This is a genomic window from Kitasatospora sp. GAS204B, from assembly GCF_029892155.1.
In the GTDB taxonomy this organism is placed as follows: domain Bacteria; phylum Actinomycetota; class Actinomycetes; order Streptomycetales; family Streptomycetaceae; genus Kitasatospora.
This window is the reverse complement of record NZ_JARZAG010000020.1, coordinates 129,038-152,868: the sequence shown is the minus strand read 5'-3', so window position 1 is coordinate 152,868 and position 23,831 is coordinate 129,038. Positions and strand designations below refer to the sequence as shown.

At 73.0% G+C, this 23,831-nt stretch carries 16 protein-coding genes, 2 tRNA genes and 1 pseudogene; 14 read left to right on the top strand and 5 right to left on the bottom strand.

Annotation, left to right across the window (positions count from 1 at the left end; all coding sequences use genetic code 11):
• The first annotated feature begins 773 nt into the window (after positions 1-773).
• The 6 genes and pseudogenes from P3T41_RS25530 to P3T41_RS25505 all read left to right on the top strand — a co-directional run bounded on the left by P3T41_RS25530 (position 774) and on the right by P3T41_RS25505 (position 7,467).
• Positions 774-1,574, top strand: a complete 801-nt coding sequence (locus P3T41_RS25530; protein ID WP_280692684.1) for an HAD family hydrolase — start codon at positions 774-776, stop codon at positions 1,572-1,574.
• 1,149 nt (positions 1,575-2,723) lie between these two features.
• A pseudogene (locus tag P3T41_RS25525) lies at positions 2,724-3,743 on the top strand (helix-turn-helix domain-containing protein); the annotation flags it as partial.
• Positions 3,744-4,778: 1,035 nt separating this feature from the next.
• Positions 4,779-5,381 carry an oligoribonuclease gene (orn, locus tag P3T41_RS25520; RefSeq protein ID WP_280692682.1) on the top strand — a complete coding sequence of 201 codons (603 nt, stop codon included), beginning with the start codon at positions 4,779-4,781 and terminating at the stop codon, positions 5,379-5,381.
• Positions 5,382-5,522: 141 nt separating this feature from the next.
• Positions 5,523-5,598: transfer RNA gene (locus tag P3T41_RS25515), tRNA-His, on the top strand.
• 146 nt (positions 5,599-5,744) lie between these two features.
• Positions 5,745-6,200: a DUF4442 domain-containing protein gene (locus P3T41_RS25510; protein ID WP_280692680.1), complete on the top strand. Its 456-nt coding sequence runs from the start codon at positions 5,745-5,747 to the stop codon at positions 6,198-6,200.
• A 568-nt stretch (positions 6,201-6,768) separates the two neighbouring features.
• Positions 6,769-7,467 (top strand): hypothetical protein, encoded by a 699-nt coding sequence (locus P3T41_RS25505; RefSeq protein WP_280692678.1) that lies wholly within the window; start codon positions 6,769-6,771, stop codon positions 7,465-7,467.
• 89 nt (positions 7,468-7,556) lie between these two features.
• On the opposite strand, the gene P3T41_RS25500 is transcribed toward P3T41_RS25505, so the two are convergent.
• Together P3T41_RS25500 and P3T41_RS25495 are read right to left on the bottom strand one after the other, a co-directional pair.
• On the bottom strand, positions 7,557-8,459 hold the full coding sequence (locus P3T41_RS25500) for a fused MFS/spermidine synthase (RefSeq protein ID WP_280692677.1): 903 nt from the start codon (positions 8,457-8,459) through the stop codon (positions 7,557-7,559).
• Between the two features lie 70 nt (positions 8,460-8,529).
• Entirely contained in the window at positions 8,530-8,991 is a 462-nt protein-coding gene (locus P3T41_RS25495; protein ID WP_280692675.1) for a hypothetical protein, read from the bottom strand.
• A 478-nt stretch (positions 8,992-9,469) separates the two neighbouring features.
• On the opposite strand from P3T41_RS25495, the gene P3T41_RS25490 reads away from it, so the two are divergent.
• Entirely contained in the window at positions 9,470-10,819 is a 1,350-nt protein-coding gene (locus P3T41_RS25490; RefSeq protein WP_280692673.1) for a tetratricopeptide repeat protein, read from the top strand.
• A 36-nt stretch (positions 10,820-10,855) separates the two neighbouring features.
• On the opposite strand, the gene P3T41_RS25485 is transcribed toward P3T41_RS25490, so the two are convergent.
• Positions 10,856-11,509 carry a histidine phosphatase family protein gene (locus P3T41_RS25485; RefSeq protein ID WP_280692671.1) on the bottom strand — a complete coding sequence of 218 codons (654 nt, stop codon included), beginning with the start codon at positions 11,507-11,509 and terminating at the stop codon, positions 10,856-10,858.
• Positions 11,510-11,709: 200 nt separating this feature from the next.
• Positions 11,710-12,375: a maleylpyruvate isomerase family mycothiol-dependent enzyme gene (locus P3T41_RS25480; RefSeq protein WP_280692669.1), complete on the bottom strand. Its 666-nt coding sequence runs from the start codon at positions 12,373-12,375 to the stop codon at positions 11,710-11,712.
• 142 nt (positions 12,376-12,517) lie between these two features.
• Between P3T41_RS25480 and P3T41_RS25475 the strand changes: the two genes are divergently transcribed.
• The 7 genes from P3T41_RS25475 to P3T41_RS25445 all read left to right on the top strand — a co-directional run bounded on the left by P3T41_RS25475 (position 12,518) and on the right by P3T41_RS25445 (position 21,989).
• Entirely contained in the window at positions 12,518-13,759 is a 1,242-nt protein-coding gene (locus P3T41_RS25475; protein WP_280692667.1) for a hypothetical protein, read from the top strand.
• On the top strand, positions 13,756-15,327 hold the full coding sequence (locus P3T41_RS25470) for a hypothetical protein (protein ID WP_280692665.1): 1,572 nt from the start codon (positions 13,756-13,758) through the stop codon (positions 15,325-15,327). Before P3T41_RS25475 ends, P3T41_RS25470 begins: the two co-directional genes overlap by 4 nt.
• A 16-nt stretch (positions 15,328-15,343) precedes the next feature.
• Entirely contained in the window at positions 15,344-16,771 is a 1,428-nt protein-coding gene (locus P3T41_RS25465) for an AAA family ATPase (protein WP_280692706.1), read from the top strand.
• A 175-nt stretch (positions 16,772-16,946) separates the two neighbouring features.
• Positions 16,947-17,294 (top strand): hypothetical protein, encoded by a 348-nt coding sequence (locus P3T41_RS25460; protein ID WP_280692664.1) that lies wholly within the window; start codon positions 16,947-16,949, stop codon positions 17,292-17,294.
• Between the two features lie 141 nt (positions 17,295-17,435).
• Positions 17,436-18,005, top strand: coding sequence for a bifunctional DNA primase/polymerase (locus tag P3T41_RS25455; RefSeq protein WP_280692662.1), 570 nt, complete (start codon positions 17,436-17,438; stop codon positions 18,003-18,005).
• 30 nt (positions 18,006-18,035) lie between these two features.
• A tRNA-Lys gene (locus P3T41_RS25450) sits at positions 18,036-18,109 on the top strand.
• A gap of 199 nt (positions 18,110-18,308) precedes the next feature.
• Positions 18,309-21,989: a sugar-binding domain-containing protein gene (locus P3T41_RS25445; RefSeq protein ID WP_280692661.1), complete on the top strand. Its 3,681-nt coding sequence runs from the start codon at positions 18,309-18,311 to the stop codon at positions 21,987-21,989.
• 71 nt (positions 21,990-22,060) lie between these two features.
• On the opposite strand, the gene pgi is transcribed toward P3T41_RS25445, so the two are convergent.
• The gene (gene pgi, locus P3T41_RS25440; RefSeq protein ID WP_280692660.1) at positions 22,061-23,716 is read right to left on the bottom strand and encodes a glucose-6-phosphate isomerase; all 1,656 of its coding nucleotides are present in this window, start codon (positions 23,714-23,716) and stop codon (positions 22,061-22,063) included.
• Between the last annotated feature and the right edge of the window lie 115 nt (positions 23,717-23,831).

Sequence of the window (23,831 nt, the reverse complement as noted above, 5' to 3'; positions counted from 1 at the left end):
TCCTTGCCGGCACCTGCTGCGGTGCCGGCACCATCCGAATCGCCCGCCGCAGCGGCTGCCGACTCCTCGCGACGCTGCCGTGGCTTGGGCCAACCCCGGCGCACCTTTGCGCCGCCGGTAACTGACTGCGGTGATCGCGGCGACCGCGATTCATGTCCTGCTTGCTGGGACCGCTCGGAATCGGGCTGCGAATCCGTGGCGGAGAAATCCGCGGCGCCGGGAATGCGGAACGGGTCCGTGGATCGGGGAGACTCAAAACCGGCCATGAATCGCGACTCTTCGAGTGAGATGGGCCGACAGGAAGGACAGCGCTGCCCAGGCGGCAGGCCATTCATTGGCACGTAGTCGGTTGAGGCCGAGCAGCACCGTAAGTGACCTGTTCCTTTCAGAGTACGACGGGCGGACGCAGCCGCCCAGCCTTTGCGGCTAAGTACGACAACGATCCCGCTAATGGCGGCGGCGCGAGGTTATCGGTGCGCGCCCCGTAACGGCGAGATCACGCCCCGCCTGCTCGCGGTTCCCTGGAGCTTGCCTGACGGAGTCTGTCGATGCAACAGGTCGGCCACACACCGGACTCGCGAAGTTCAGATACCCGTGGGGCTCCATAGGACTCCTGTGACACCAGAGGCAGCCGTGGGACGACAGCTGGAGCAGAACGGCGCCGCAGACAGGAAGGCGACCGCAACGCGGCAGGACCGGACCCGGACCGCAGCCGGACGATCGCGAGGCAGGCACGCTTCCTCCACCCCGTCGGCACTGGCAGCATGCACCGCATGCCGCTACTCCTGCTCGACCTCGACAACACCCTGCTCCCACGCGATGCCGCCTTCCGCGCCTGGGCTGCCGGGCTGCTCAGCGAGTACGGACTGCCACCAGGCGACCTCGACTGGCTCTGCCTGCTCGACGGAGGCGGCTACGTCCCGCGGGACACGGTGCTGAGTGCGATACGGCGGCGGTACGGCCTGAAGCTGTCCATGGACGGGCTGGTCGCGCACTACCGGCGGGGGATCAATTCTCATATCAGCTGTCCGAATTCCCACGTGCAGGCGCTCCGGGCGGCACGGACGGCGGGCTGGACCATCGCCATCGTCAGCAACGGCGGGACCGGCCCGCAGCTGGAGAAGATCCGGCGCACCGGGCTCGGCGCGCTGGTGGACGCCTGGGTGGTGTCGGAGGAGGCCGGCTGCGCCAAGCCGGACCCGCTGATCTTCGAGATCGCCGCGCAGCGCTGCGGGGTCGGCCTCGCCGACGCCTGGGCCGCCGAGGCCTGGGTGATCGGCGACCACGGACCGGCCGACATCGCGGGAGCCGACCTTGCGGGCATCCGGAGCGTCTGGCTGCGGCACGGACGTCGCTGGTCGGAGCGGAGTTACCGGCCGACGCTCTGCGCACCAGGTCTGCCCGAGGCCATCGCGCTGGTCCTGGCGGAACAGGAGTTGAGCGGCCCGGCGGCGGTGCCGACAGTCGGGACCCCGCACCCGGGGAGCCGGTACCTCAAGACCCCGCGCCTCGAAACCCCACAGCTGGGGACCGCGCGGGAGGTTTCGAACGAGCGGGCCGCCGTGGTCGGTTGAGGCCGTTCAAGTGTGGATGGAAAATCACGTCCGCGAGGGGTGGGAAGGTCGTTCAAGTGTGGAGGCGGGCAACGGTCACGGCCGGCCGGAGCCGCCACACCGATGGCGTGGCCGAATGGGCAGTCGGGGCGGCTGCTCCGACTGTGACCAATGCGCGGCGAGGCACAACCCGAGACGCGAGACAGAAAAAGGCAATCCTGCTTCTTCGGTCACGATTTCTGTGATCATAAGTTTGAATACAGAGATTGTTGGCCGCGCGATCAGTCGTCGCGAAAGTCAGCGCCGGGACCGGTAGGGCCGAGGCGGCATGGCCTGTTCGAGCCGGCTCCAACCTCACCCGCGCCGCCTCCGGCGGGTCACCCACCCAGCCGCGGGGACGGCCGTCGGCCGGCACCGGGCGGTCGGGGCGCTCAGGCCCGGTGCGCCAGGCGCACGCGGGCGGCGCACGCCCGGCTCCGCAACACCTGTTTTCAGTCAGTTTCGGCCGACCACGCGACAGCTCGTGATACCTCCAGGCCACCGGCCTCCGAGAGCCCGACGATCCGTCAGCACAGCGGATCCGCCGTACAGCAACCAGCCATCGACCCACCTGCCCCCTTCCCAGAGGGGTCGACGGGTGCCACGCTTCGTGATCGAATGCATCACGCCAAATTGCCATGTCGACATAGCGTCGGATGGTGAACTTGTCACAACGGCAACGGTCCACCCAGTAGATTCGATCTTGTTGCGCAGGGCCGCATCACCACACCACACCACCGAGGGGGCTTGGGCGCCTTGAACAGGGTGAGCAGGAGCGAGACAGGTCCTGACAGCGGCCAGTCCCCGGCCGGCCGGGTAGGTCGTATCCCGAGAACCGCGTCCCCGCTCACCCCGCCGACCCCCACCGCCGGTTCGAGTCCTGCTCCTTCGAAGCCCACCGCCCGCCCCTTCGGCCCCTCGGCCGGCACCCCGTCCCCCTTCTTCACCCAGCCGAGCGGGCCGAGTGGACTGAGCGGATTGAGCGGGCAAGGCGGACCCGTCGACCAGAGTGGACCGGCCGGCAGCACGAGCGGACACCCCATCAGCTCGGCCGGACAGGCCGTCAACGTGGGTGGCCACAGCAGTGGTTCGGGTCCGGGCAATCCCGGTGTTTCCGCGGGAAACAGCGGGATGGGTGGCGTGGGCGGCCCGGCGGTGAGCACGGCACCGCGCAAGCTCGCGGGACGGCGTCGGCGCGAGACGGTGGCCGTGCTGATCTTCAGTGGCGCGCCGATCTTCGAGAGCTCGATCCCGCTCTCGGTCTTCGGCGTGGACCGCCAGGACGCGGGAGTGCCGCGCTACCGCCTGCTGGTCTGCGCGGGCGAGGACGGCCCGCTGTCCACCACTGGTGGCGTGACGCTGACCGCCCCGTTCGGCCTGGAGGCGCTCGCCCGGGCGGGCACCATCGTGGTCCCGGCCTGGCGCTCGATCTCCCAGCCGCCGCCGGTCGAGGCGATCGCCGCGCTGCGCAAGGCCCACCATGAGGGCGCGCGGATCATCGGCCTGTGCACCGGCGCCTTCGTGCTCGCCGCCGCGGGGTTGCTGGACGGGCGCCCGGCGACCACCCACTGGATGTACGCCCCGACCCTCGCCAAGCGCTACCCGCGGGTGCACGTCGACCCGCGCGAGCTCTTCGTGGACGACGGCGACGTGCTCACCTCCGCCGGGACGGCCGCCGGGATCGACCTGTGCCTGCACGTGGTCCGCAGCGACCACGGCGCCGAGGCCGCCAACGCGTTGGCCCGCCGCCTGGTGGTGCCCAACCGCCGCAGCGGCGGCGGTCAGGCGCAGTACATCGACCAGTCATTACCGGAGGAGATCGGCAACGATCCGCTCGCCGAGGTGGTGACGTGGGCGCTGGAGAACCTCAACCAGCAGTTCGACGTCGAGGTGCTGGCGGCCCGTGCGTACATGAGCCGGCGCACCTTCGACCGGCGGTTCCGCACCCTCACCGGCAGCGCGCCGCTGCAGTGGCTGATCACCCAGCGGGTGCTGCAGGCGCAGCGGCTGCTGGAGACCTCCGAGCTGTCGGTGGACGACGTCGCACGGCGCTGCGGCTTCCGTTCGCCGGTCGCGCTGCGCGGGCACTTCCGGCGCCAGCTCGGGGTCTCCCCCGCCGCCTACCGGACCACCTACCGGGCTCGCCGCCCGGGACCGGGTCCGGCGGTCGGCGTGCCCAGCCAGGGCGGGTCGGCTGAGCGGGCCGTCGGGCTGGCGGGCGGGGCGGCGAACCCGGCGACGGTCGGCTTCGGCGGCGGGCTGAACCCGGCCGGGGTCGCGACCGGACCGGCGTCCGCCGCAGCGGCGGGTGCGGTCGGGGTCGGCGGGCCCACGGGCCAGTCCGGAGTCGGCGGCTTCGGCGGGTTCGGGGGCCACGGCGGCGCGGCGGTCGGCGGCGGTGCCGCCGGGATCCCCGGACCGACGAACGGGTCGGGTGGGTCCGGCGGCGGCGCCGGCCAGCCCGCGCCGCTGCCCGCGCCGGGCAAGAACCGGATCCGGCCGCTGGTACCGCCGCAGCCCGGCCCGGCCACCCGTCGCGGTCCGGCCGGCCCGCCCCGGCCGGTCGAGCACGCGGTGGCGGAGGACGGTCACTCCCAACCGAGCGCACGGGGCACCGGCTCCGGGCACCGGGCCGAGCGGCCGTCCCCGGAGCGCTCCGGTCGGGCCGAGGCATCCAGTCGGGCCGAGGCATCCGGGCGGTCCGACCCGTCCGGCCGACCCGCCGGAGCGGCCGGGTTGCGCGGCCTGGCGGGCCGCGCCGGTCTGACGGGTGGTCAGCCCAACGGCCAGCCGGCCGGCGGGCGAGGTGTCGCAACACCGGGCGTGCCGCCGCGCACCCCGGCGGCGGGCCAGGTGCCGCCCCGGGACCGCCTGCTGAGCCAGGAGGCGACGCGCGACACGGCAGCACGCGACACCGCAGCAACGCGCGAGTCGACGGCGCGCGACGCAGCGGAGGAGACCGCCCAGGGTCAGCGCGGCGCACGGCCACCCGAGGCGCCGTCAGCGGCCGACACCCCGGCCGGGGCGTAGCCGTCCCCGGCCCGCGCCGGCCGGGACGAGCGAGCGGCGCGGGCCGGGGACGGAGCCCCCCGGCCCGCGCCGCTCCGGCAGTCCGCGACACCGACGGCCACCGCGGGCGGCCCCGGTACTGCCCAGCCCGCGGGGATGCCCCGTAGGGTGGCTCATGTGAACGACCGTTTGGTATGGATCGACTGTGAAATGACCGGCCTGGACCTCGAGCGCGATGCGCTGATCGAGGTCGCCGCGCTGGTCACCGACTCCGAGCTCAACATCCTCGGCGAGGGCGTGGACGTCGTGATCCGCCCTCCCCAGGAGGCACTCGCGACCATGCCGGAGGTGGTCCGCGAGATGCACACCTCCTCCGGCCTGCTCGACGAGCTGGCCGACGGGATGACGCTGGCCGAGGCCGAGCGGCTGGTGCTCGACTACATCCGCGAGCACGCCCCGGAGGCCGGGAAGACCCCGCTCTGCGGGAACTCGGTGGCCACCGACCGCGGGTTCCTGGCCCGGGACATGCCGGCCCTGGAGGGGCACCTGCACTACCGGATCGTGGACGTCTCCTCGATCAAGGAGCTGGCTCGCCGCTGGTACCCGAAGGCGTACTACAACAGCCCGCAGAAGGGCGGCAGTCACCGGGCGCTGGCGGACATTCGGGAGAGCATCGCCGAACTGCGGTACTACCGCGAGGCCGTGTTCGTCCCGCTGCCCGGTCCGGACGGCGATGCCGCCCGGGAGATCGCGGCGAAGTACCAGCTGCCGACCGACTGATTCCAGCAGCCGTGTGGCGCCGGCTGTGACCGGCGCCACACAACCACGGTCCGCCCTGGTCGTGCTGGAAACCCTGGCGCGAGCACCGGCTCGGATCCTGTAGAGTTCTTCCTGTCAGCGCGGGAACGCGCGAGACAGATGGTGGGTGTAGCTCAGTTGGTAGAGCACCTGGTTGTGGTCCAGGTGGCCGCGGGTTCAAGTCCCGTCACTCACCCCATCAAACCGAGGGCCTGATCTCCGCAGTGGAGATCGGGCCCTCGGTCGTTTCGTGCTTCTGCGGGCGACAGTGTGCGCGACAGCGGCGAGCAGCGAGCCGACTCGTCCGCCGAACCCCTTGCCCGACCGAGGCTACCGGCAAGTAACATGGCCGCCATGACCACACCCACGATCGGCCAGATGCTGGCCGCCACCGTCCCGATGGCCCGCACCCTGAACCTGGAGTACCTGGAGACGACCCCCGAGCGGGCCGTGCTGCGCCTGCCGGACCAGCCGGACTTCCACAACCACGTGGGCGGTCCGCACGCGGGTGCGATGTTCACGCTGGGCGAGTCGGCCAGCGGGTGCATCGTGCTGGCGGCCTTCGGCGAGCAGCTCTCGCGGGCCGTGCCGCTCGCGGTCAGCGCGGAGATCGCCTACAAGAAGCTGGCGATGGGCCCGGTCACGGCCACCGCCACACTGGGCCGCCCGATCGCGGACATCGTCGCGGAGCTGGACGCGGGGCAGCGCCCCGAGTTTCCGGTCGCGGTGGCGATCACCCGCGAGGACGGCGCGGTGACGGGTGAGATGAGCGTGCTCTGGACGCTGCGCCCGAACTCCTGAGTCGTGACTGCCCTGCCGTCAGATCGGCCGGAAATCGACGCTGACCGGTCGTTCGGTTGACGGTGCGTCAGCAGCCGGCGTGACCTCGCGGCGGCACGGCTCGTTCTCCTCTCACGTGCGAGCCAAACACGCGTCCTCGGCGCCCGAGTCATCGCCCGCTCCCCCACCCCTCGCCTCGGCGAGCCCGGCGAGCCCAACGGGGCCACGGGTACCGGAGCGGCGTCGGGGACGCGGGGGACGACGGCCAGGACCACTGGCGCTGGCGGCCGGTGGGGCGGTACTGGCGCAAGTCTGGGGGTTCGGCCTGGGGGTGGCCGCCGCACACGCTGCCCCCCATGCGCCGGCGGAGACCGCGGTCCGGATGGTCGGTGCGCACGGCTCTGGTGCGCACGGCTCTGGTGCGCGCAGCTCTGGTGCACACGGTCCTGCTGAGCCGGCTGGTCCCGGCAAGCCGGCCGGGCCGAGCGGCGCCCTTGGACGTGGCGCCGGGCGGCGCGGGTCCGAGAGTGGGGCGGGCGGCGCCGGGGCAACATCGACTGCCGCCGGTGACGGTGCGGGCCCGGCCGGCGTGTCGGGGGTACTGGGGACGACTGGGCTCGATGCCGATGCCAGCGGGGTCGACCAGCTGCTGCACAGCCGGATCCGGGCCGGCGGATTACCACTGCCGGGGCAGACCACCCCGCTGCCGGACGCGTTCGCGCTGGCCGGCTCGCTGCTGCCGGCGGTGCCGGCGCAGGAGCGGCAGCCGGCGGATCCGCAGGCGGCCGGCGGCAGCGGGCACGGCGCGTCGGCGGCCACCAGCGGGCGAGCCGGCCGAGGCCCGGCGGGCGGCGCGGGTCCGCCGGGCGCTCGGGGCAGCGCCGTCGCCGGGAGCGGGGCGCGGGGGGAACGGGGCGCGGCGTCGGGCGACGGCGCGGGTTCGCGAGCGGACGGGGCATCCCAGGGCGGTCTGCTGGGTGACGGTTCGTCAGGCGCCACGACGAGCACGCGCAGCGTGGAACTCGCCGCCTCCAGGGACGGCGGACGCATCACGGTGGGCAGCGCGGCACGGTCGGCCGGCGGCGCCGAGCGCCCGGTGCCGGGGACGGATCCGCTGCGCGCCGGCGTTCCGAGCCTGAGCGGGGACCCCGCCGTCCACGCGAGTGTCGCGGCGGCGCCGCTCGCCGCGACGGGCACCGCGGGTGCGGTGCTGATCCCGATCGCCGCCGGGCTGCTGCTCACGGGAGCGGCGATGTACAAGCACCGCGGGCTGCCGCGCGGGCACTGAGCGGACACCGGCACAACGGGGGCACTGACAACGGCGGGGGCACCGACGCCGCCGGCACCGCGACGCCGCCCCCGTCCGATCGCCGACCGTCAGCGGCCGGCGTGCTTGAAGGTGTCCGGCGGCGGTGCCGGTGAGGGCGCGGCCAGCGCGTCGGTCGCCACGGGGGCGCCGGCCGGGAAGGCGGCCAGCTCCCTTCCGTGCTCGACCCGGCCGAGGCTCGCGTCGGTCGCGGTACGGCGGGTGAGCTCGGCGATCGGCAGTGGAGTGTGGGCGGCGACCAGGATCAGGTTGCCGAAGCGCTTTCCGCGCAGCACCGCCGGGTCGGCGATCAGCGCGACCTCGGGGAAGACCGCGAGCAGCGTGGCGACCTGGCAGCGGGCGAAGGCCAGGGAGGCGCCGTCGGCGATGTTGACCGCGTAGCGACCGCCGGGGGCCAGGGCGCGGGTCGCGAGAGTGGCGAATTCGACGGTGGTGCAGTGCGCGGGGACCCGTGCGCCGGAGAAGACGTCGGCGATCACCAGCTCGGCACCGCCTTCGGGGGCGCGCTCCAGCACCGCACGGGCGTCGCCGCCGCGGACCTTGATCTGCCAGCCGGTCGGCACCGGCAGTTCGGTGCGGACCCACTCGGTGAGCGCGGTGTCGAGTTCGGCGACCTGCTGGCGCGAGCGCGGGCGGGTGGCAGCGGTGTAGCGGGCCAGGGTCAGGGCGCCACCGCCCAGGTGCAGGACCCGGATCGGCTTGCCGGGTTCGGCGGCCAGGTCGATCAGGTGGCCGAGGCGGCGCTGGTACTCGAAGGCGAGGCGGGTGGGGTCGGCCAGGTCGACGTGTGACTGCGGGGCACCGTCGAGCAGCAGGGACCAGGCCTGGGGATGGTCCCGGTCAGGGACCAGCTCGGCGAGGCCGAACTCGGTGCGGTGCGAGCGCGGCCCGGTGGCGGCTGGTACCTCGGGGGTGGTCGGCCGCCTGCGCGGGGCTCGCTGCTCTCGTCCCATGGGGCGAAGTATCTCTCGTGGGACCGGGAGAACGCGCAGCTGGGAGGGGAGGAGCGGGCCGCCCGGTGGCTCAGAACGGGCCGACGCCGCTCGCGATCAGGGTGCGGGCGGCCTCGCACAGGGCGGAGCGCAGCACCCAGGGGTCGGTGGGAACCGCGACGGCCTCGGACCCGGCCGGCGGGACCAGCCAGCGCGGATCGGTGGCCGCCAGCGGCGCGGCACCCGGCGAGCCGGAGGTGCCCGGCAGGTGCCAGCGCTCGGCCGTGCCGCCCGGGACCAGGAAGAAGAGCGTGGCGGCGGCAGCCCCCTGCACCACGGAACCGCAGGCTCGGCGCAGCCTCAGGATGTCGACCGCCTCCAGCCCGAGGCGCAGCGGGACGACCACGACGTCGTACCGGCGGGCAGCGGGCGCGGGGACCGCCCGGCCGCCCGGCGCCGGCCCCAGCAACGGGCCGGCGGCGACCGGGGCGAGGAAGCGTGGTGCGTCGCCCGGGCGCAGACTGCGGAACTGCGGCATCCCGATGACCATCATGTGGGCCCTCCTGGTTCGGTTCGCTCCGCGCGCCTCTCATGTCCGCTTTCCCCGGTGTTCGGCTGATCGTCACCGGGTTCCCCTCAGGCCGAGGGAAACTGATGATCCGTCAGTGGGACAAGTGAACAGCGGGACAAGTGAACCGATGCTATGAACGCGACGGGAGCTGGACGATGGACGGGTGATACGTCGAGCGACGACCCCTGACCGCCCGATATCAACACAACGGGCCTGGCTGCCGATTGGCCACGGGGCGCCTTACAGCAAGCCATGGCATTTCATGGCAGAACTCCCGAGAAATGTCTGCTTTGACACCAATTAGGGCCTATTCTCCGGCAAACCCATCGTAATGACCTGGTGACAGCCGGTACTGTCTAGCCGTCGCCTCCCCGGGCCGCACGGGTCCGCCGAGACACAGCCGTCCGCCCGGCCCCGGACCGGTCGGCGCCACCCGCACCGCCTCAGCCCGGAGCGCACCATGGCCCCCGCAACCGCCGTGCCCACCCCCAACACCGCGATGCGCGAGCTGCGCGGCGACCTGTCCCCCGCGGAGTTCGCCACCGTGATCCGGCGAGCGGCACGGGCGATCGGCGAACACGTCTCCTGCGACGCCCGGTACATCGGACGCGTCGAGGCCGGCGCGATCCGCTGTCCCAACTACGCCTACGAGCGGGTGTTCCGGCACATCTGGCCGGACCGGTCGCTGGCGGACCTCGGCTTCGCCCCCCGGACGGCCGTGCGCGGCCGCCCCGCGCAACACCCCCCGCACCATTTCGACGAGGAGAACGACGACGTGCGTCGCCGTACGTTCCTGAGCGGCGGACCGACCGCCCTGGCCACCGTGCTCGGCCTGGACGGGCCGGCCCAGGCCGACACCGCGCACACCGCGCTCCCCCTCCCGCCGCCCGCACCGCGCGCGCCGCGCCGGGTCGGCCGCGCCGACGTCCGGCTCGTCGAACAGGCGGTCCGGGACATCCGGTCGGCCGACGACGCGCATGGCGCCGACACCCTCTTCGAGCGCGCCGGCCAGTCCCTGCGCAGTGCGTACCTGCTGCTCAACGAAGGCGACTACACGCTGGACACCGAACGGCGACTGCAGGCCACGGCCGGCGAACTGGCCATCTCGGTGGGCTGGTTGGCCCATGACTCGCAACGACTGGCCGACGCGCGCTCGTTCTACGCCGAGGCGCTGGCCACCGCCCGGATGGCCGACGACTCGGCGCTGGAGGCCCATGTCTTCTGCAACAGCGCCTTCCTGGCCCGGGACGCCGGGCGGCCGCGGGAGGCGCTGCGGGCCGCGCAGGCCGGGCAGAGCGCGGCCCGCCGGCTGGACTCCGACCGGCTGCGCTCGCTGCTGGCCATGCGCGAGGCGGGCGGCTGGGCGGCGCTGGGCGACCGCGGGTCCTGCGAACGGTCACTGGGCCGGGCGTACACGCTCTTCGAGCGCGGCGAGAGCGAGTCCGACCCGGAGTGGATGTCCTTCTACGGCGAGGCCGAGATCGCGGGTCTCGAGGCGCAGTGCTGGTCGACGCTGGGCGAGTGGGACCGGGCCAGCGAGCGCGCCGGACTGGCCATGGCGCTGCAGCAGCCGCAGTTCGTCCGCAACCGCGCGCTGTACACCGCCGAGTTGGCCCACGACCGGCTCGGCCGCGGCGACCTGGCCGGGTCGGCCGCGCACGGCAGCGCGGCGGTGGCGCTGCTCGGCCAGGTCCGCTCCGCCCGGATCCGCGGCATGCTCGCGGATACCGCACAGCGGCTGCGCGCCTTCCAGGCGGTGCGTGAGGTCGGGGAGTTCCTGGCCGGGTACGACAACGCGGTGGCGGCCTGACGACCGGGCCCGTCTGACCGGCCAGGTCAAACCCGGTCAGGCGGTGGGCAGCGAGTCCAGGTGGCTGTGGTCGTTCCAGATCTCGATCGCGGGCAGCCCGTACTCCCAGGAGAGTACCGAGAGCGCCGCGGTGCCGAGCTTGAGCCGCTGGCCGAACTCCGGTGCCAGGCCCAGCCAGCGGGCCCCCAGGACGCGCAGCAGGTGGCCGTGGGCGAAGACCAGCACGTCGCGGTCGGCGGCGTGCATGGTGGTGGTCTCGGGGTGCGGGCTGCCGTGCTCCTCGTCGATCCCGGCGAGGAAGGCGTCCGCGCGGGCGCCGACCTCGGAGAGCTTCTCGCCCTCGCGCACGCCGTCGCGCCAGATCAGCCAGCCGGGGTGCTCGTGCTCGCGGATCTCGGCGCCGGTACGACCCTCGTACGCGCCGTAGTCCCACTCCATCAGCTCGGGCCGGTCCACCGCACGGTCGCCGAAGCCGGCCAGCTCGCAGGTCTCCCGGGCCCGGGAGAGCGGGCTGGTGTAGACCATGGCGTCCGGCAGGCCGTTCCACGGCGCGCGGCGCAGCCGGGCGCCGACCGCGCGGGCCATCTGCCGGCCTTCCTCGGTCAGCGGGATGTCGGTCCGGCCGGTGTGCTGGCCGCTCGCCGACCAGGCGGTCTCACCGTGGCGGACAAGGATCAGACGAGCGGGCATCACGGGCTCCTGAGGGCTGGGCGCCGGCACGCGAGCCGGCGCCAGGGCGGTGGGGTGCACTGCCATGATTCCCTACCCGCCGGTTACCGAGAGGTACACCCCCGCGAGCCGGACGCCGGGGACTGCGCGAGGTCGCGGTCGTGACCGCGTGACCGGTCGAGGTGGTTGTCACCACGATCGGGCGTCGGCCGTGCCGCCGGTCAGGCCAGCGCCTGGCGCTCGCGCAGGGTGGCGACCCCTGCGCCGTCGAGCTGGTCGCAGTAGGGTGCGCGGCCGGCCATCGCCATGACCAGGGCCAGCGTGGTGCCGGACACCGGCATGCCGTCACCGGCGACGAAGGGGCCGTCTGTCGCCGTCAGTCGCAGGCCGGCTGCGCGCTTCTTCGAGAGGACGGGCAGGTCGGAGCCCTGGTAGTAGGCGGCCAGGGCGCTCAGGGCGTCGACCGAATAGTCGCGCTCGATGCCAAGCGGTCGGCGGATGTCCTCCGCGTGCACGACCGTCTCCCCGAGCATCGCCACTTTCGGCAGGGGCGGCTTGGTCGTGCTGGTGATCACCTGCCGGAACCCTGCGAGCGTCTCGGCCGGAGCGGCGCCCAGGTGCTCGGCCAGCCGCAGTGCGACCTGCCGGTCGAAGTCGAAGCGGCAGCGGATGACACCCGCCATCCACCGCACGGGGGTGAGGCTCGCCCCCGCGGTCAGGTGCGCGAGCACCTCGCGGACGGTGAACCGGTCGCAGAGGGACCGGGTGGCCCACTGCTCCTCGTCCAGCCCCACCAGGTCGGCGGCCAGGGCGGCCCGCTCGGCGTGGATCTGCGCCCAGAGGCCGGTCGCAGGTCGGGGGTTGTCGGTCGGTGTCGACGGTGGCATGCGGGCACTGCTCCTGTGCGCTGGTCGGGCTGGCGGCGATCGGGCACCGGCGGAGCGAAGCGTCGCACGCGTGAAGCCACCACCGCCAGGAACCCGGCTACGAGTACCAGTGTCGGTGGCGGATGCGAGACTGGCGAGCACCATGAACGTCTCGCTCACCGATCAGGCCCGGCGATTGGCCGCGCTGCGTGGCGGGGCCGAGCAGCGCGGGCTCGACGCCCGGGCGCTGGCCGCCCTTGCCGCCAACCCCGGCTGCCGCCGCCGGGCCGTGCTGGATGCCGCCGGGGTGGACAAGGGTGCCGTGGCGGGGCGGCTGGGCCGCCCCGCGCCGTTCGGCCGCTCGCCGTTCGCGATCGCTCGCGGCACGGCCTTCGAGGCCCGGCTGAAGGCCGACGACTGCGCCGCGCTGCTCGAGCCGCTGCGCCGCCACCTCGGCCTGCCGCCGGGCGACGGCGACCGGCTCGACACCCCCGACCTGCTGCCGCGTTCGGGCCCGGCGGTGCGAGCCGCGCGTACCAGCGAGGCGCTGGCCGAGGCGGTCGCCGCCTCGCTGGCCGACCCCGCGCTGTGGACGCTGCTCGACCACCCGATGCTGCGGCTCACCGTGGCCGGCGCGCCCGCCTACCTGGAGCCGGACGCGGTGCTGGTGCACGGCGGCCGGTGCACCGTGGTGGAGATCAAGTCCTTCCCGGTGCTGGACGGTTCGGCCGACCCGGCGAAGGTGGGCGCGGCCGCTCGGCAGGCCGCCGTGTACGTCCTGGCGTTGCAGGAGGCGGCCGGTCTGGACGGGCCGTCCGGGTCCCCGCAGGATCCGGGGCCGCCCGGCAGCCCGGAGCTGACGGTGCTGCTGGTCTGCCCGCAGGACTTCGGGCAGCGGCCGGTGGCCGCCGCGATCGACGTCCGGCGCGAGCTGGCGACCACCCGGCGCGCGCTGGCCCGGCTGACCCGGATCGAGGAGTTGCTGGACGCGCTGCCGCCCGGCACCAGCTTCGACCTGGCGCCGGATCCGGCCGGACAGCCGACCCGGCCGGTGGCGGAGCTGACCGCCGCGGTGGACGAGGTGCCGGCGGTCTACGGGCCCGAATGCCTGTCGGCCTGCGAACTGGGTTTCCACTGCCGGGCGCAGGCGCGCGCGGCGGGGTCGGTCGAGCAGATCGGGCGCGGCGTCAGGGCGGACCTGGGCGACCTGCGCACCGTGGCGGCGGTCCTCACGGCCTGCGCCGGTGGCGGGATCCCGGCGGCACCCCGGGACCCCGCAGCCGCCGAGGATCCGGCCACTGAGGACCCGGCCGTCGAGGACCCGGCCACCGCACGGCTGCGGTACGCGGCCGCGCTGCGCGCCGAAGCCCTGTCCGGGGTAGCGCTGTCCGGAGCGTCGGGATGAGCCTGCTGACCACGCTGGCCCGGCTGGAGGCGATCCGCAGCGGCCGCGCCGAGCCGCTGGCCACCGTGCTCCACCGCCACCTCGCGGACCGGCCGATGGTGCTGGTCCCGCTCGCCACGGCGGCCGAGGACGGCGCGCCGCTGGCCGTGCTGCTCGGCACCGACCGGGCCGAGCCCCGGCTGCACATCGTGCCGCAGCCGCTCAACCGGGAGCGGCGGGCCGAGTTCCTGGCCGCGCTGGCCGACGACCTGCTGCCCTACCTGGACTCCTTCGCCGCGGCGGTCGAGCTGATCGAGGGCTCCGAGAAGGAGCCGGCGACCGGCGAGAAGACCGTGACCACCCGTGAGTTGTGCCTGGACGCACCGCAGTTGATCGTGCCGAACGTCGGTTCGGTGCGGCACCTGGCGCTGCTCGGGCGGGCCACCCGGTTCCGTCGTACCGCGGAGGATCCGGACCCCGGACCGTACCCGGCACCGACCCGGGTCCCGCTGCTGGGGCGCTGGCTGACCCATCTCACCGAGCGGGCCCAGGTCCCGGGCAGCAGCCTGCTGCTGCCGATGACCGGCCTGCTGGCCCGGCACTGGGCGACCGGGCAGAGCCTGCTGGAGGACCAGCACCTGGCCGCCCAGCTCGCCTGGCACCACCCGCCGGCCGGCCTGACCGGCGCCGAGGCCGCCGAACTGGCCGAGACGGCGCGCGGCACGGACGGCCGGCTGCTGCACCCGCCGGCCGGCCCGGCCACCGATCCGCGGTTCGACGAGAAGCTGCTGGCCCCGGCGATCGCGCGGTTCGACGCGGCCCAGGCGGCCGCCCGGCAGGGACGTCCGGACGCCGCGGTGGACCTCGCGGCCGCTGTCGGCGAGCTGCGGCACCTGCTGCTGGAGGTGCTGCTGCCGACCTGGACGGACGTCTGGCGCGGGCTCGACCTGCTGCGCGCGCTGCCGCCGGGCGGGCATCTCGCCGAGCGCTGGGAGAGCGACCGCTGGTCCTACACCGGCCACCGGGACCGGCTGGCGGCCGGCGAGCCGCCGCAGCCCCGGGTGGACGACGCGGTGACGGCGGCGCGCAAGCTCGCCCAGCGCGAACGCGAGCAGGTGCGGGTCGGCGTGCAGGAGGCGCTGGACGATCCGCTGGCGATGGCCGAGCGGCGGCTGGCCGGTGAGGCGTTCAGCGGGGTGGTGACGGAACTGGAGCCGGCGTACGACACCAGCGGGCGGACTCCGAAGCCCCGGCCGCTGCTCACCGTGCACACCACCGACCGGCCGCACGCCGACCTCGGCCGCGAGGTGCACCGGGCGTCCGGGCCCGCTGCCCAGAAGGCCGAGGTGGTTGCTTTCGACGCGGCGGCGGGCCTGATCACCGTGCGGGTGGTGAACGGGATGGGTCGCAAGAAGGAGCCCGAGGCCGGCAGTCTGCCGCAGCCCGGTGAGCCGGTGACCTTCACCCTGTTCGAGCTCGCGCCGCGCCAGTCGGCGCCGCTGCCGGAGCCGGACGACACCCCGTGGACGCACGGCGGTCCCCCGTCGGCCGCCCCGCGTTCGGCTTCCGTCTCCGAAGAGTGGGCATGAGCAGCCTGTGAGCCTCCTGACCCCGCCCACCCCGCCATCCCCCGCGGCCGCCGCCGACGCGGCGGTGGCAGCGATCCTGGCCGCCACCGTCCACCCGGCGCCCGGCGCACCACGCGGCGTGGTGGTCGACTCACCGCCCGGCGCGGGGAAGTCGACGCTGGTGGTGAAGGCCGCCCGGGAGCTGGTCGCGGCAGGCGAACGCCTGATGATCGTGGCCCAGACGAACAGTCAGGTGGACGACCTGGTCGACCGGTTGGCCGCCAAGGGCACCGAGCTGACCGTCGGGCGGCTGCACAGCGGCGAGGCCCGTCCGGCCGCCGAGGCGCTGCGGCATCCGAACGTGACGGCGAGCAGCAAGCCCGCCGACCTGCTGGAGCTGGACGTGGTGGTCTCCACGGCCGCCAAGTGGCAGTGGGTCAAGGACGTCGAGCCGTGGCGGCACGCGATCGTGGACGAGGCGTACCAGATGCGCTCGGACGCGCTGCTGGCCGTCGCCCGGCTCTTCGAGCGGGCGCTGTTCGTCGGGGATCCGGGCCAGCTGGACCCGTTCACGGTGGTCGGCACCGAGCAGTGGAGCGGGTTGTCCTACGATCCGTCGAGCAGTGCGGTGGTGACCCTGCTGGCGCACAACCCGGCGATCGAGCCGCACCGGCTGCCGGTCTCCTGGCGGCTGCCCGCCTCGGCGGCGCCGCTGATCTCGGAGGCCTTCTACCCGTTCACCCCGTTCCGCGCCGGGACCGGTCCCGGCGACCGGCTGCTGCTGCCGGGCACCCGGTCGGACGGCAGCGCGGTGGACGCGACGATCGACGAGGCCGCCGAGTACGGCTGGGCGCTGCTGGAGCTGCCGGCCCGGCACACCGTGCGGACCGATCCGCAGGCGGTGGCCGCGGTCGCGGCGCTGGTGCGCCGGCTGCTGGACCGTGGGCTGGTGGCCAGCTCCGAGCAGGGCCGGGTGCCGCTGACCGCGGGGCGGATCGCGGTCGGCACCGCGCACCGCGACCAGGCGGCGGCGGTCCGCGCGGCGCTCGGCGCGCTCGGCGTCCCGGTGGACCCGGTGGCCGGCCCGGCCGTCAGCGTGGACACCGCGAACCGGCTGCAGGGCCGCGAGTACGACATGACGGTGGTGCTGCACCCGCTCTCCGGGCGCCCGGACGCCACCGCCTTCCACCTGGAGACCGGGCGGCTGTGCGTGCTGGCCTCGCGGCACCGGCACGCCTGCATCGTGGTGGCGCGGGCCGGGATCCCCGAACTGCTCGACGAGCACCCGGCCGGTGATCCGGTGCAGTTGGGCAGCGCGATGCGGATTCCGGCCGGCTGGGAGGAGAAGATCGGCGGGCAGGTGATCGGACTGCTGGAGCGGGTCGGGGCGCAGTTCCCGGACGGTTGGGAGGCCAACTACCGGGTGCTGCAGCACCTGGCGGAGCACCGGGTGCGCGGGTCGTAGCCGCGGGTACGCGGGCAGTGAGCCCGGTTCACGGCCGGTGCGCGCGCCCCGGCGCACGGGTGTGAGGAGCGCCTGCCCGGGCACCGTTCCGCGATGGGTGGGGCGCGAGCGACAATGGACGACGGCCGCAACCGACCGTCACGCAGTCGGTCCCCGCTACCGAAGGTGTTCTCGCATGCCCGATCGCCAAGATCCGCCGCGCCGCCTGCGTCCGGCACCGCTGCTCTTCGAGCCCGATGCCCTGGTCGCCGAGCCGGAGCGGTTCTTCCAGTTGGAGAGCATCGATGACCCGGCCGAACTGCTGAAGCGGTCGACCGAGTTGGCGCTGGCCTTCCGGGCGGCGGCCGAGCGGGCCACCGACTTCCAGGCGATCGCGGCGGCCCAACTGGCCGATCCGCGTCGGTTCGACGCGCTCTCGGCCGCCGAGGTCGCGGCCCGCGCGGACTGGACGGCGGACTATGCGACCCGGATGGTCGAGTACGGCCGCGACCTGCTGCGCCAGCGGCGGTCGGGCGAGAGCTGAGTCCTGCGGTGGGGTCCCGGTGGGGGCTGCGACTGGCCACTGGCATATGCGGCGCGGCAGCCTACGCCGCCCACAGCGGCGCTGTCCGGCGAATACCGTTTTCGCTGCGCCCTGATCGCCGGCCGGAGCAACCTGCTGGGCGTGGATATCTGGACACAGCACTCCGTTGAATACCTGACCGTCGCGGGCGAGGCCTGGCTGGCCTCGGCCAGTGAGTATCCGCGCAGCCTGCGGGCGCTCTGGGAGGCCCGGCCCTGGGCGCCGACCGTGCTGCCGTGCGGCAAGGCCTTCGACGTGATCAGCCTGCCGGTGCTCTTCGGGCGCCGGGTGCTGGACGAGTTGTGGTCCTCGGGGCCCGGCTGTGGACCGGTGGCCGAGCACCGGGGGCGCCTGCTGCTCTTCGTCCAGCCGGCCGCGGGGCCCCGGCTGCGGCGGCTGCTGGCCTGGGAGGAGTGGGCGCGGGACGTGCCGCCGCTGCTCTGCCACGGGCTGGGCGACGCGGTGACCGTGCCGCCCGTGCGGCAGTTGTTCGACCAGCCCGCCGCGCCCGGCCTCGGCGCCGGCCGCTGGATCGTCGCCCCGGACACCCGGGAGCCCTGGCTGCCCGGCGCCGATGTGCTGCTCTGGGCCTGCGTGCGGGCCGCGCGCGGGGGGGGTGACGAACAGGTCCAGGAGACAGGGCAGCCGGTATTCGATTTTGGCTCCGCCTGAGCCCGCTGCTAGAGTTTTCTCTGTCAGCAGGCGCCGCTAGCTCAGTTGGTTAGAGCAGCTGACTCTTAATCAGCGGGTCCGGGGTTCGAGTCCCTGGCGGCGCACCGACAGCCGGAAGGCCTCTCGTTCAGAGTTCTGAGCGAGAGGCCTTCCGGCGTTTTCGGCAGCCGCCCCGGTGCGCACCCACCGGCATGCACCCACCGGCATGGACCCGTTGGCGCACACCCGTTGACCCCCGCCGGGCGGGGCCAGTAGCTTGCCAGTGCTCGTAAGTAAAGTTTCCTAACTTTATAGGAGCCCCCCATGGCACCTCCGAGACGCGCGCTGGCGACCGCGGTCGCCGCACTGGGGCTACTCGCCCTGACCGTACGCCCGACCAGCGCCGCCCCCACCTCCCCCGCCACGCCGGCCGCCGTCACCCCCGTGGCGACCGCGAGCACGTTCAAGGATCCGGCCACCGGTTCCACCGCACTGGCCGACCTCGGTGCGACCACCGGCTGGAAGGTCCTCACCAGCGCCACCGCCACCCAGTCCGGCAGCCAGATCTCCGCCCCCGGCTTCAACACCTCCGGCTGGCTGAGCGTCGCCGACGACGGCGGCGGCGCCCCCGGCACCGAGATCAACGCGATGCTGCAGAACGGGAGTTGCCCGAACGTCTTCAGCTCGACGAACATGAAGACCTGCTTCGGGCAGATGACCAAGGTCGGCGCCGACACGCTCGCCCCGTTCAACGTCCCGTGGTGGTACCGGACGGACTTCACCGCCCCGCCCGCCGGACAGGACGCCACCCTGGTGCTGAACGGCGTGATCGGCTCGGCCGACGTGTGGGTGAACGGCACCCAGGTGGCCGCCTCGGCCAATGTCACCGGCGGCTACACGCGCAACACCTTCGACGTCACCAAGTTGCTGAGCGCCGGCACCAACTCGCTGGCGATCGAGGTGCATCCGAACAACCCGAACACCATGCTCACCGTCGACAACGTGGACTGGACCCAGATCCCGCCGGACAACAACACCGGCATCCAGTTCCCGGTCCAGCTGCGGACCGGCGGCCCGCTGCTCGACGGCAACGCGCACGTGGTCCAGAACACCGCGGCCGACCTGAGCAGTTCGGCGCTGACCGTGAAGACGGACGTCACCAACACCGCGTCCACCGCGCAGAGCGGCACGGTGACCGCGACCGTCACCCCGCCCGGCGGTGGCACGCCGATCACGGTGACCCAGAGCGTGACGGTGGCGGCGAACTCCACCCAGACGGTCGGCTTCGCGGCCATCAACCTGACCAACCCGCAGATCTGGTGGCCCTACCAGCTGGGCGCCCAGCCGCTCTACACGCTGGCCACCTCGGTGGCGCAGAACGGCAGCACGCTGAACTCCACCAGCGACACCTTCGGCATCCGCAACGCCACCTCCTCGCTGGTCGGCGGCGGAGCGGCCATGCCCAGCGGGGTGCGCCAGTTCCAGATCAACAACGTGCCGCTGGTGATCCGCGGCGGCGGGTGGTCGCCGGACCTGTTCCTGCGCTACGACCCGGCCGACACGGCGAAGCAGATCGGCCTGATGAAGGCCATGGGCGTCAACACCGTGCGCCTCGAAGGCCACTTCATGCCGGCCGACTGGTACCAGCAGATGGACGCGGCGGGCATCCTGGTCAACGCCGGCTTCCAGTGCTGCGACTTCTGGGAGAACACCAGCTACACCAGCGCCCAGCAGTCGCTGTACCAGCTGACCGCGCAGACGCTCGGCCAGACGCTGCGCGACCACCCGAGCGTCTTCAGCTTCCAGTGGAGCGACAACGCCCCGACCGCGACCCAGGAGACGCTCGCCCTGAACGGCTTCAAGGCGGCCGACTTCAACGTCCCGTTCGTCTCCTCCGCCGAGTACAACTCCAGCCCCCAGCTGGGTGATTCCGGGGAGAAGGAGGGCCCGTACGACTGGGTGGCGCCGAACTACTGGTACGACACCTCGCACTACAGCACCAGTGACTCGACGCAGACCAACGTGGGCGGGTCCTGGGGCTACGACAGCGAGGAGAGCGGCGGCAACACCATCCCGACGATGGACTCGATCAACCGCTTCCTCTCCCCCGCCGACCAGGCCGCGCTGTGGCAGTCGCCGGGTGCCAACCAGTACCACGACAACTACGAGGGCACCTCGCACACCAACTACCACTTCGGCACGAACTACAACCTCGACACCGCGATCACCGACCGGTACGGCGCCCCGTCCGGCCTCGCGCAGTACGTCGAGGAGGCCCAGGTCCAGAACTACGAGGACACCCGGGCCCAGTTCGAGGCCTTCATCGACCACTCCACCAACGCGGTCGAACCGTCCACCGGCACCGTGTACTGGCAGCTGAACAAGGGCTGGCCGACCCTGCTCTGGTCGCTCTACAACAACGACGGCGACCAGGCCGGCTCGTACTTCGGCGCGCAGAAGGCCAACCGGTCGCTGCACGCGCTCTACGCGCTGGACAACGACACGGTGACCCTGGACAACCTGGGCGGCACCAGCCGGTCCGGGGTGACGGTGGAGGCCAAGGTCTACAACACCGCGGGCACGGTGCTGGACGACCAGACCTCCGGGAGCCGGACGCTGGCCTCCCAGCAGGTGGCCAACGCGGTGCTGAAGCCGAAGCTGCCGACCGCCGCGGGGACCGTCTACTTCGTCGAACTGCTGGTGAAGCAGAACGGCACCCTGGTGGACCGCAACGTCTACTGGAACTCCACCACCACGGACCAGACCAACTGGTCGTCGAGCGTCGGTCAGCCGCAGCCGACCACCTCGACCTACGCCAACCTCAAGTCCCTGCAGAACCTGCCGACGGCTGCCGTCACGGCCACCGCCACCACCAGCGACCAGGCCGGGCCCGGCAGTTCGGACAAGCTGGTCACGGTGACCGTCACCAACACCTCGTCCACGCCCACCGTCGGCTTCTTCCTGCGGGCGGACATCCGCCGGGGCACGGCGAGCGGCAGTGAGCTGTCCGGCGACAACGAGTTGCAGTCCTCGATCTGGAACAACAACGACGTCACCCTGTGGCCGGGCGAGTCCGAGACGCTGACCGCCAGTTACAACTCCGCCGACCTGCAAGGTGCCACCCCGGTGGTCAGCCTCTCGGGCTGGAACGCGCCGAAGATCGACGTGGTGGCCGGCACCGCGACCGGCAGCCCGAGCGACTTCTCGCTCGCCGCCACCCCGGCCGCCGGTTCGGTGACCGCCGGGGCCTCCACCACCGCGACCGTCGCCACCGCCGTCACCTCCGGCAGCGCCGAGCCGGTCGCCCTGACGGCCACCGGCGCCCCCACCGGCGCCACCGTCACGCTGAACCCCACCTCGGTGACCTCGGGCGGCAGTTCGTCGCTGACCGTGGCGACCTCGGCGAGCACGCCGGCCGGCAGCTACCCGATCGCGGTGACCGGGACGGCCGCCTCCGGCAGTCACAGCGCCACCTTCACGCTCACCGTCACCGCGGCCACGGGCGGCTGCACCCCGGCCCAACTGCTCGGCAACCCGGGCTTCGAGAACGGGAGCAAACCCGCGCCGTGGACTCAGAGCTCCACGCTCGGCCAGTCACCGGTCAACAACGACACGGCCGACGAACCCGCGCACAGCGGCAGTTGGGACGCCTGGCTGAACGGTGACGGCAAGGCGGACACCGACACCGTGGCGCAGACCGTCACCGTCCCGACGGGCTGCTCGGCGGCCTTCTCCTACTGGCTGCACATCGACAGCACGGAGGGCACCAGCAGCAACGCCGACGACACCCTGCGGGTGCAGGTACTCGGCAGCGGCGGCACCGTGCTGGCCACCGTGGGCAGCTTCTCGAACCTGAACGCCAACTCCGGCTACACGCAGCAGTCGGCGGACCTGTCGGCCTACGCCGGGCAGACGGTGACCTTGAAGTTCACCGGCACCGAGACCGATGCCGACGGCGGCACCACCAGCTTCGTGGTGGACGACACGGCGCTGCAAAGCTCCTGACGTAGCGTCAGCACACCGGGGCGGGCCCCGGACGCGTGCGGCGTCCGGGGCCCGCCCTGTGCTACCGAGGGTCAGCGGCCGCGCAGCGCGCGGTACTTGGCGACCAGGGTGGCACTGGAGCTGTCCAGCTGATCGCCACCCTCGCCGGTCAGCAGCACCGGCTCCATCTTCTTGGCGAGCACCTTGCCGAGCTCGACGCCCCACTGGTCGAAGGAGTCGATGTTCCAGATCGCGCCCTGCACGAAGACCTTGTGCTCGTAGAGCGCGATCAGCTGGCCGAGCACCGCGGGGGTCAGCTGGTCGGCGAGCAGGATCGAGGTCGGGTGGTTCCCGCGGAAGGTGCGGTGCGGGACCTGGAACTCGGCCACGCCCTCGGCGCGGACCTCCTCGGCGGTCTTGCCGAAGGCGAAGGCCTGGGCCTGGGCGAAGAAGTTGGCCATCAGCAGGTCGTGCTGGGCGACCAGGGTCGGGGCCAGGTCGCCGACCGGCTGGGCGAAGCCGATCAGGTCGGCCGGGATCACCTTGGTGCCCTGGTGCAGCAGCTGGTAGTAGGCGTGCTGGCCGTTGGTGCCGGGGGTGCCCCAGACCACAGGGCCGGTGGTCCAGCCGACCGGGCTGCCGTCGCGCTGCACCGACTTGCCGTTGGACTCCATGTCCAACTGCTGCAGATAGGCGGTGAACTTGGACAGGTAGTGCGAGTAGGGCAGCACCGCGTGCGACTGGGCGTCGAAGAACTGGCCGTACCAGACGCCCAGCAGGCCGAGCAGCAGCGGGACGTTCTCGGTCGCGGGGGCGGTGCGGAAGTGCTCGTCGACCAGGTGGAAGCCGTCCAGCATCTGCCGGAACTGCTCCGGGCCGATGGCGATCATCAGCGAGAGGCCGATCGCCGAGTCGTAGGAGTAGCGGCCACCGACCCAGTCCCAGAACTCGAACATGTTCGCGACGTCGATGCCGAAGTCGGCCACGCCCTGGGCGTTGGTGGAGAGCGCCACGAAGTGCTTGGCCACCGCCTCCTGGCCGGCGCCGAGTTGGCCGAGCAGCCAGTCACGCGCCGAGGTGGCGTTGGTGATGGTCTCGATGGTGGTGAAGGTCTTGGAGGCGACGATGAAGAGGGTCTCGGCCGCGTCCAGGTCGCGCACCGCCTCGTGCAGGTCGGCGGGGTCCACGTTGGAGACGAAGTGGAAGGTCAGGTCCCGGTGGCTGTACGAGCGCAGCGCCTCGTAGGCCATCGCCGGACCGAGGTCGGAGCCACCGATGCCGATGTTGACGACGTTGCGGATCCGCTTGCCGGTGTGACCGGTCCACTCGCCGCCGCGCACCCGGTTCGAGAAGGCGGCCATCTTGTCCAGGACGGCGTGCACCTCGGGCACCACGTTGACGCCGTCCACCTCGACCACCGCACCGCGCGGGGCGCGCAGCGCGGTGTGCAGGACGGCGCGGTCCTCGGTGACGTTGATCTTCTCGCCACGGAACATCGCGTCGCGCAGGCCGAACACGTCGGTGGCCTCGGCGAGCTCGCGCAGCAGGTCCAGGGTCTCGTCGGTGACCAGGTGCTTCGAGTAGTCCAGGTACAGGTCGCCGACCTGGAGGGTGTAGCGGCTGCCGCGCTCGGGGTCGGCGGCGAACAGCTCACGCAGGTGCCGGTCGCCGAACTCCTCCCGGTGCTTCCCGAGGGCGGCCCACTGCGGGGTGCGGTCCAGGGGGGTACGGCCGTCGGCCTGGGGCATCGGTATCTCCTCGAATCGGTCTGGAAGCGGTACGCGGGCCCGGAGAGACAGGCACCGGTGCGGCAGTGTCATCGTCGCTCGGCTTCAGCCTACGTAACTGTCAGGGTGGCTGGCG

What these genes read in the sequence shown, in the direction of transcription:
- P3T41_RS25480 (WP_280692669.1), bottom strand. Translation starts at nt 12,375, where the DNA reads ATGCCACCGTCGACACCGACCGACAACCCCCGACCTGCGACCGGCCTC.
- P3T41_RS25470 (WP_280692665.1), top strand. Translation starts at nt 13,756, where the DNA reads ATGAGCCTGCTGACCACGCTGGCCCGGCTGGAGGCGATCCGCAGCGGC.
- P3T41_RS25485 (WP_280692671.1), bottom strand. Translation starts at nt 11,509, where the DNA reads ATGCCCGCTCGTCTGATCCTTGTCCGCCACGGTGAGACCGCCTGGTCG.
- P3T41_RS25510 (WP_280692680.1), top strand. Translation starts at nt 5,745, where the DNA reads ATGGCCGCCATGACCACACCCACGATCGGCCAGATGCTGGCCGCCACC.
- P3T41_RS25460 (WP_280692664.1), top strand. Translation starts at nt 16,947, where the DNA reads ATGCCCGATCGCCAAGATCCGCCGCGCCGCCTGCGTCCGGCACCGCTG.
- P3T41_RS25500 (WP_280692677.1), bottom strand. Translation starts at nt 8,459, where the DNA reads ATGGGACGAGAGCAGCGAGCCCCGCGCAGGCGGCCGACCACCCCCGAG.
- pgi (WP_280692660.1), bottom strand. Translation starts at nt 23,716, where the DNA reads ATGCCCCAGGCCGACGGCCGTACCCCCCTGGACCGCACCCCGCAGTGG.
- P3T41_RS25490 (WP_280692673.1), top strand. Translation starts at nt 9,470, where the DNA reads ATGGCCCCCGCAACCGCCGTGCCCACCCCCAACACCGCGATGCGCGAG.
- P3T41_RS25530 (WP_280692684.1), top strand. Translation starts at nt 774, where the DNA reads ATGCCGCTACTCCTGCTCGACCTCGACAACACCCTGCTCCCACGCGAT.
- P3T41_RS25495 (WP_280692675.1), bottom strand. Translation starts at nt 8,991, where the DNA reads ATGATGGTCATCGGGATGCCGCAGTTCCGCAGTCTGCGCCCGGGCGAC.
- P3T41_RS25445 (WP_280692661.1), top strand. Translation starts at nt 18,309, where the DNA reads ATGGCACCTCCGAGACGCGCGCTGGCGACCGCGGTCGCCGCACTGGGG.
- P3T41_RS25475 (WP_280692667.1), top strand. Translation starts at nt 12,518, where the DNA reads ATGAACGTCTCGCTCACCGATCAGGCCCGGCGATTGGCCGCGCTGCGT.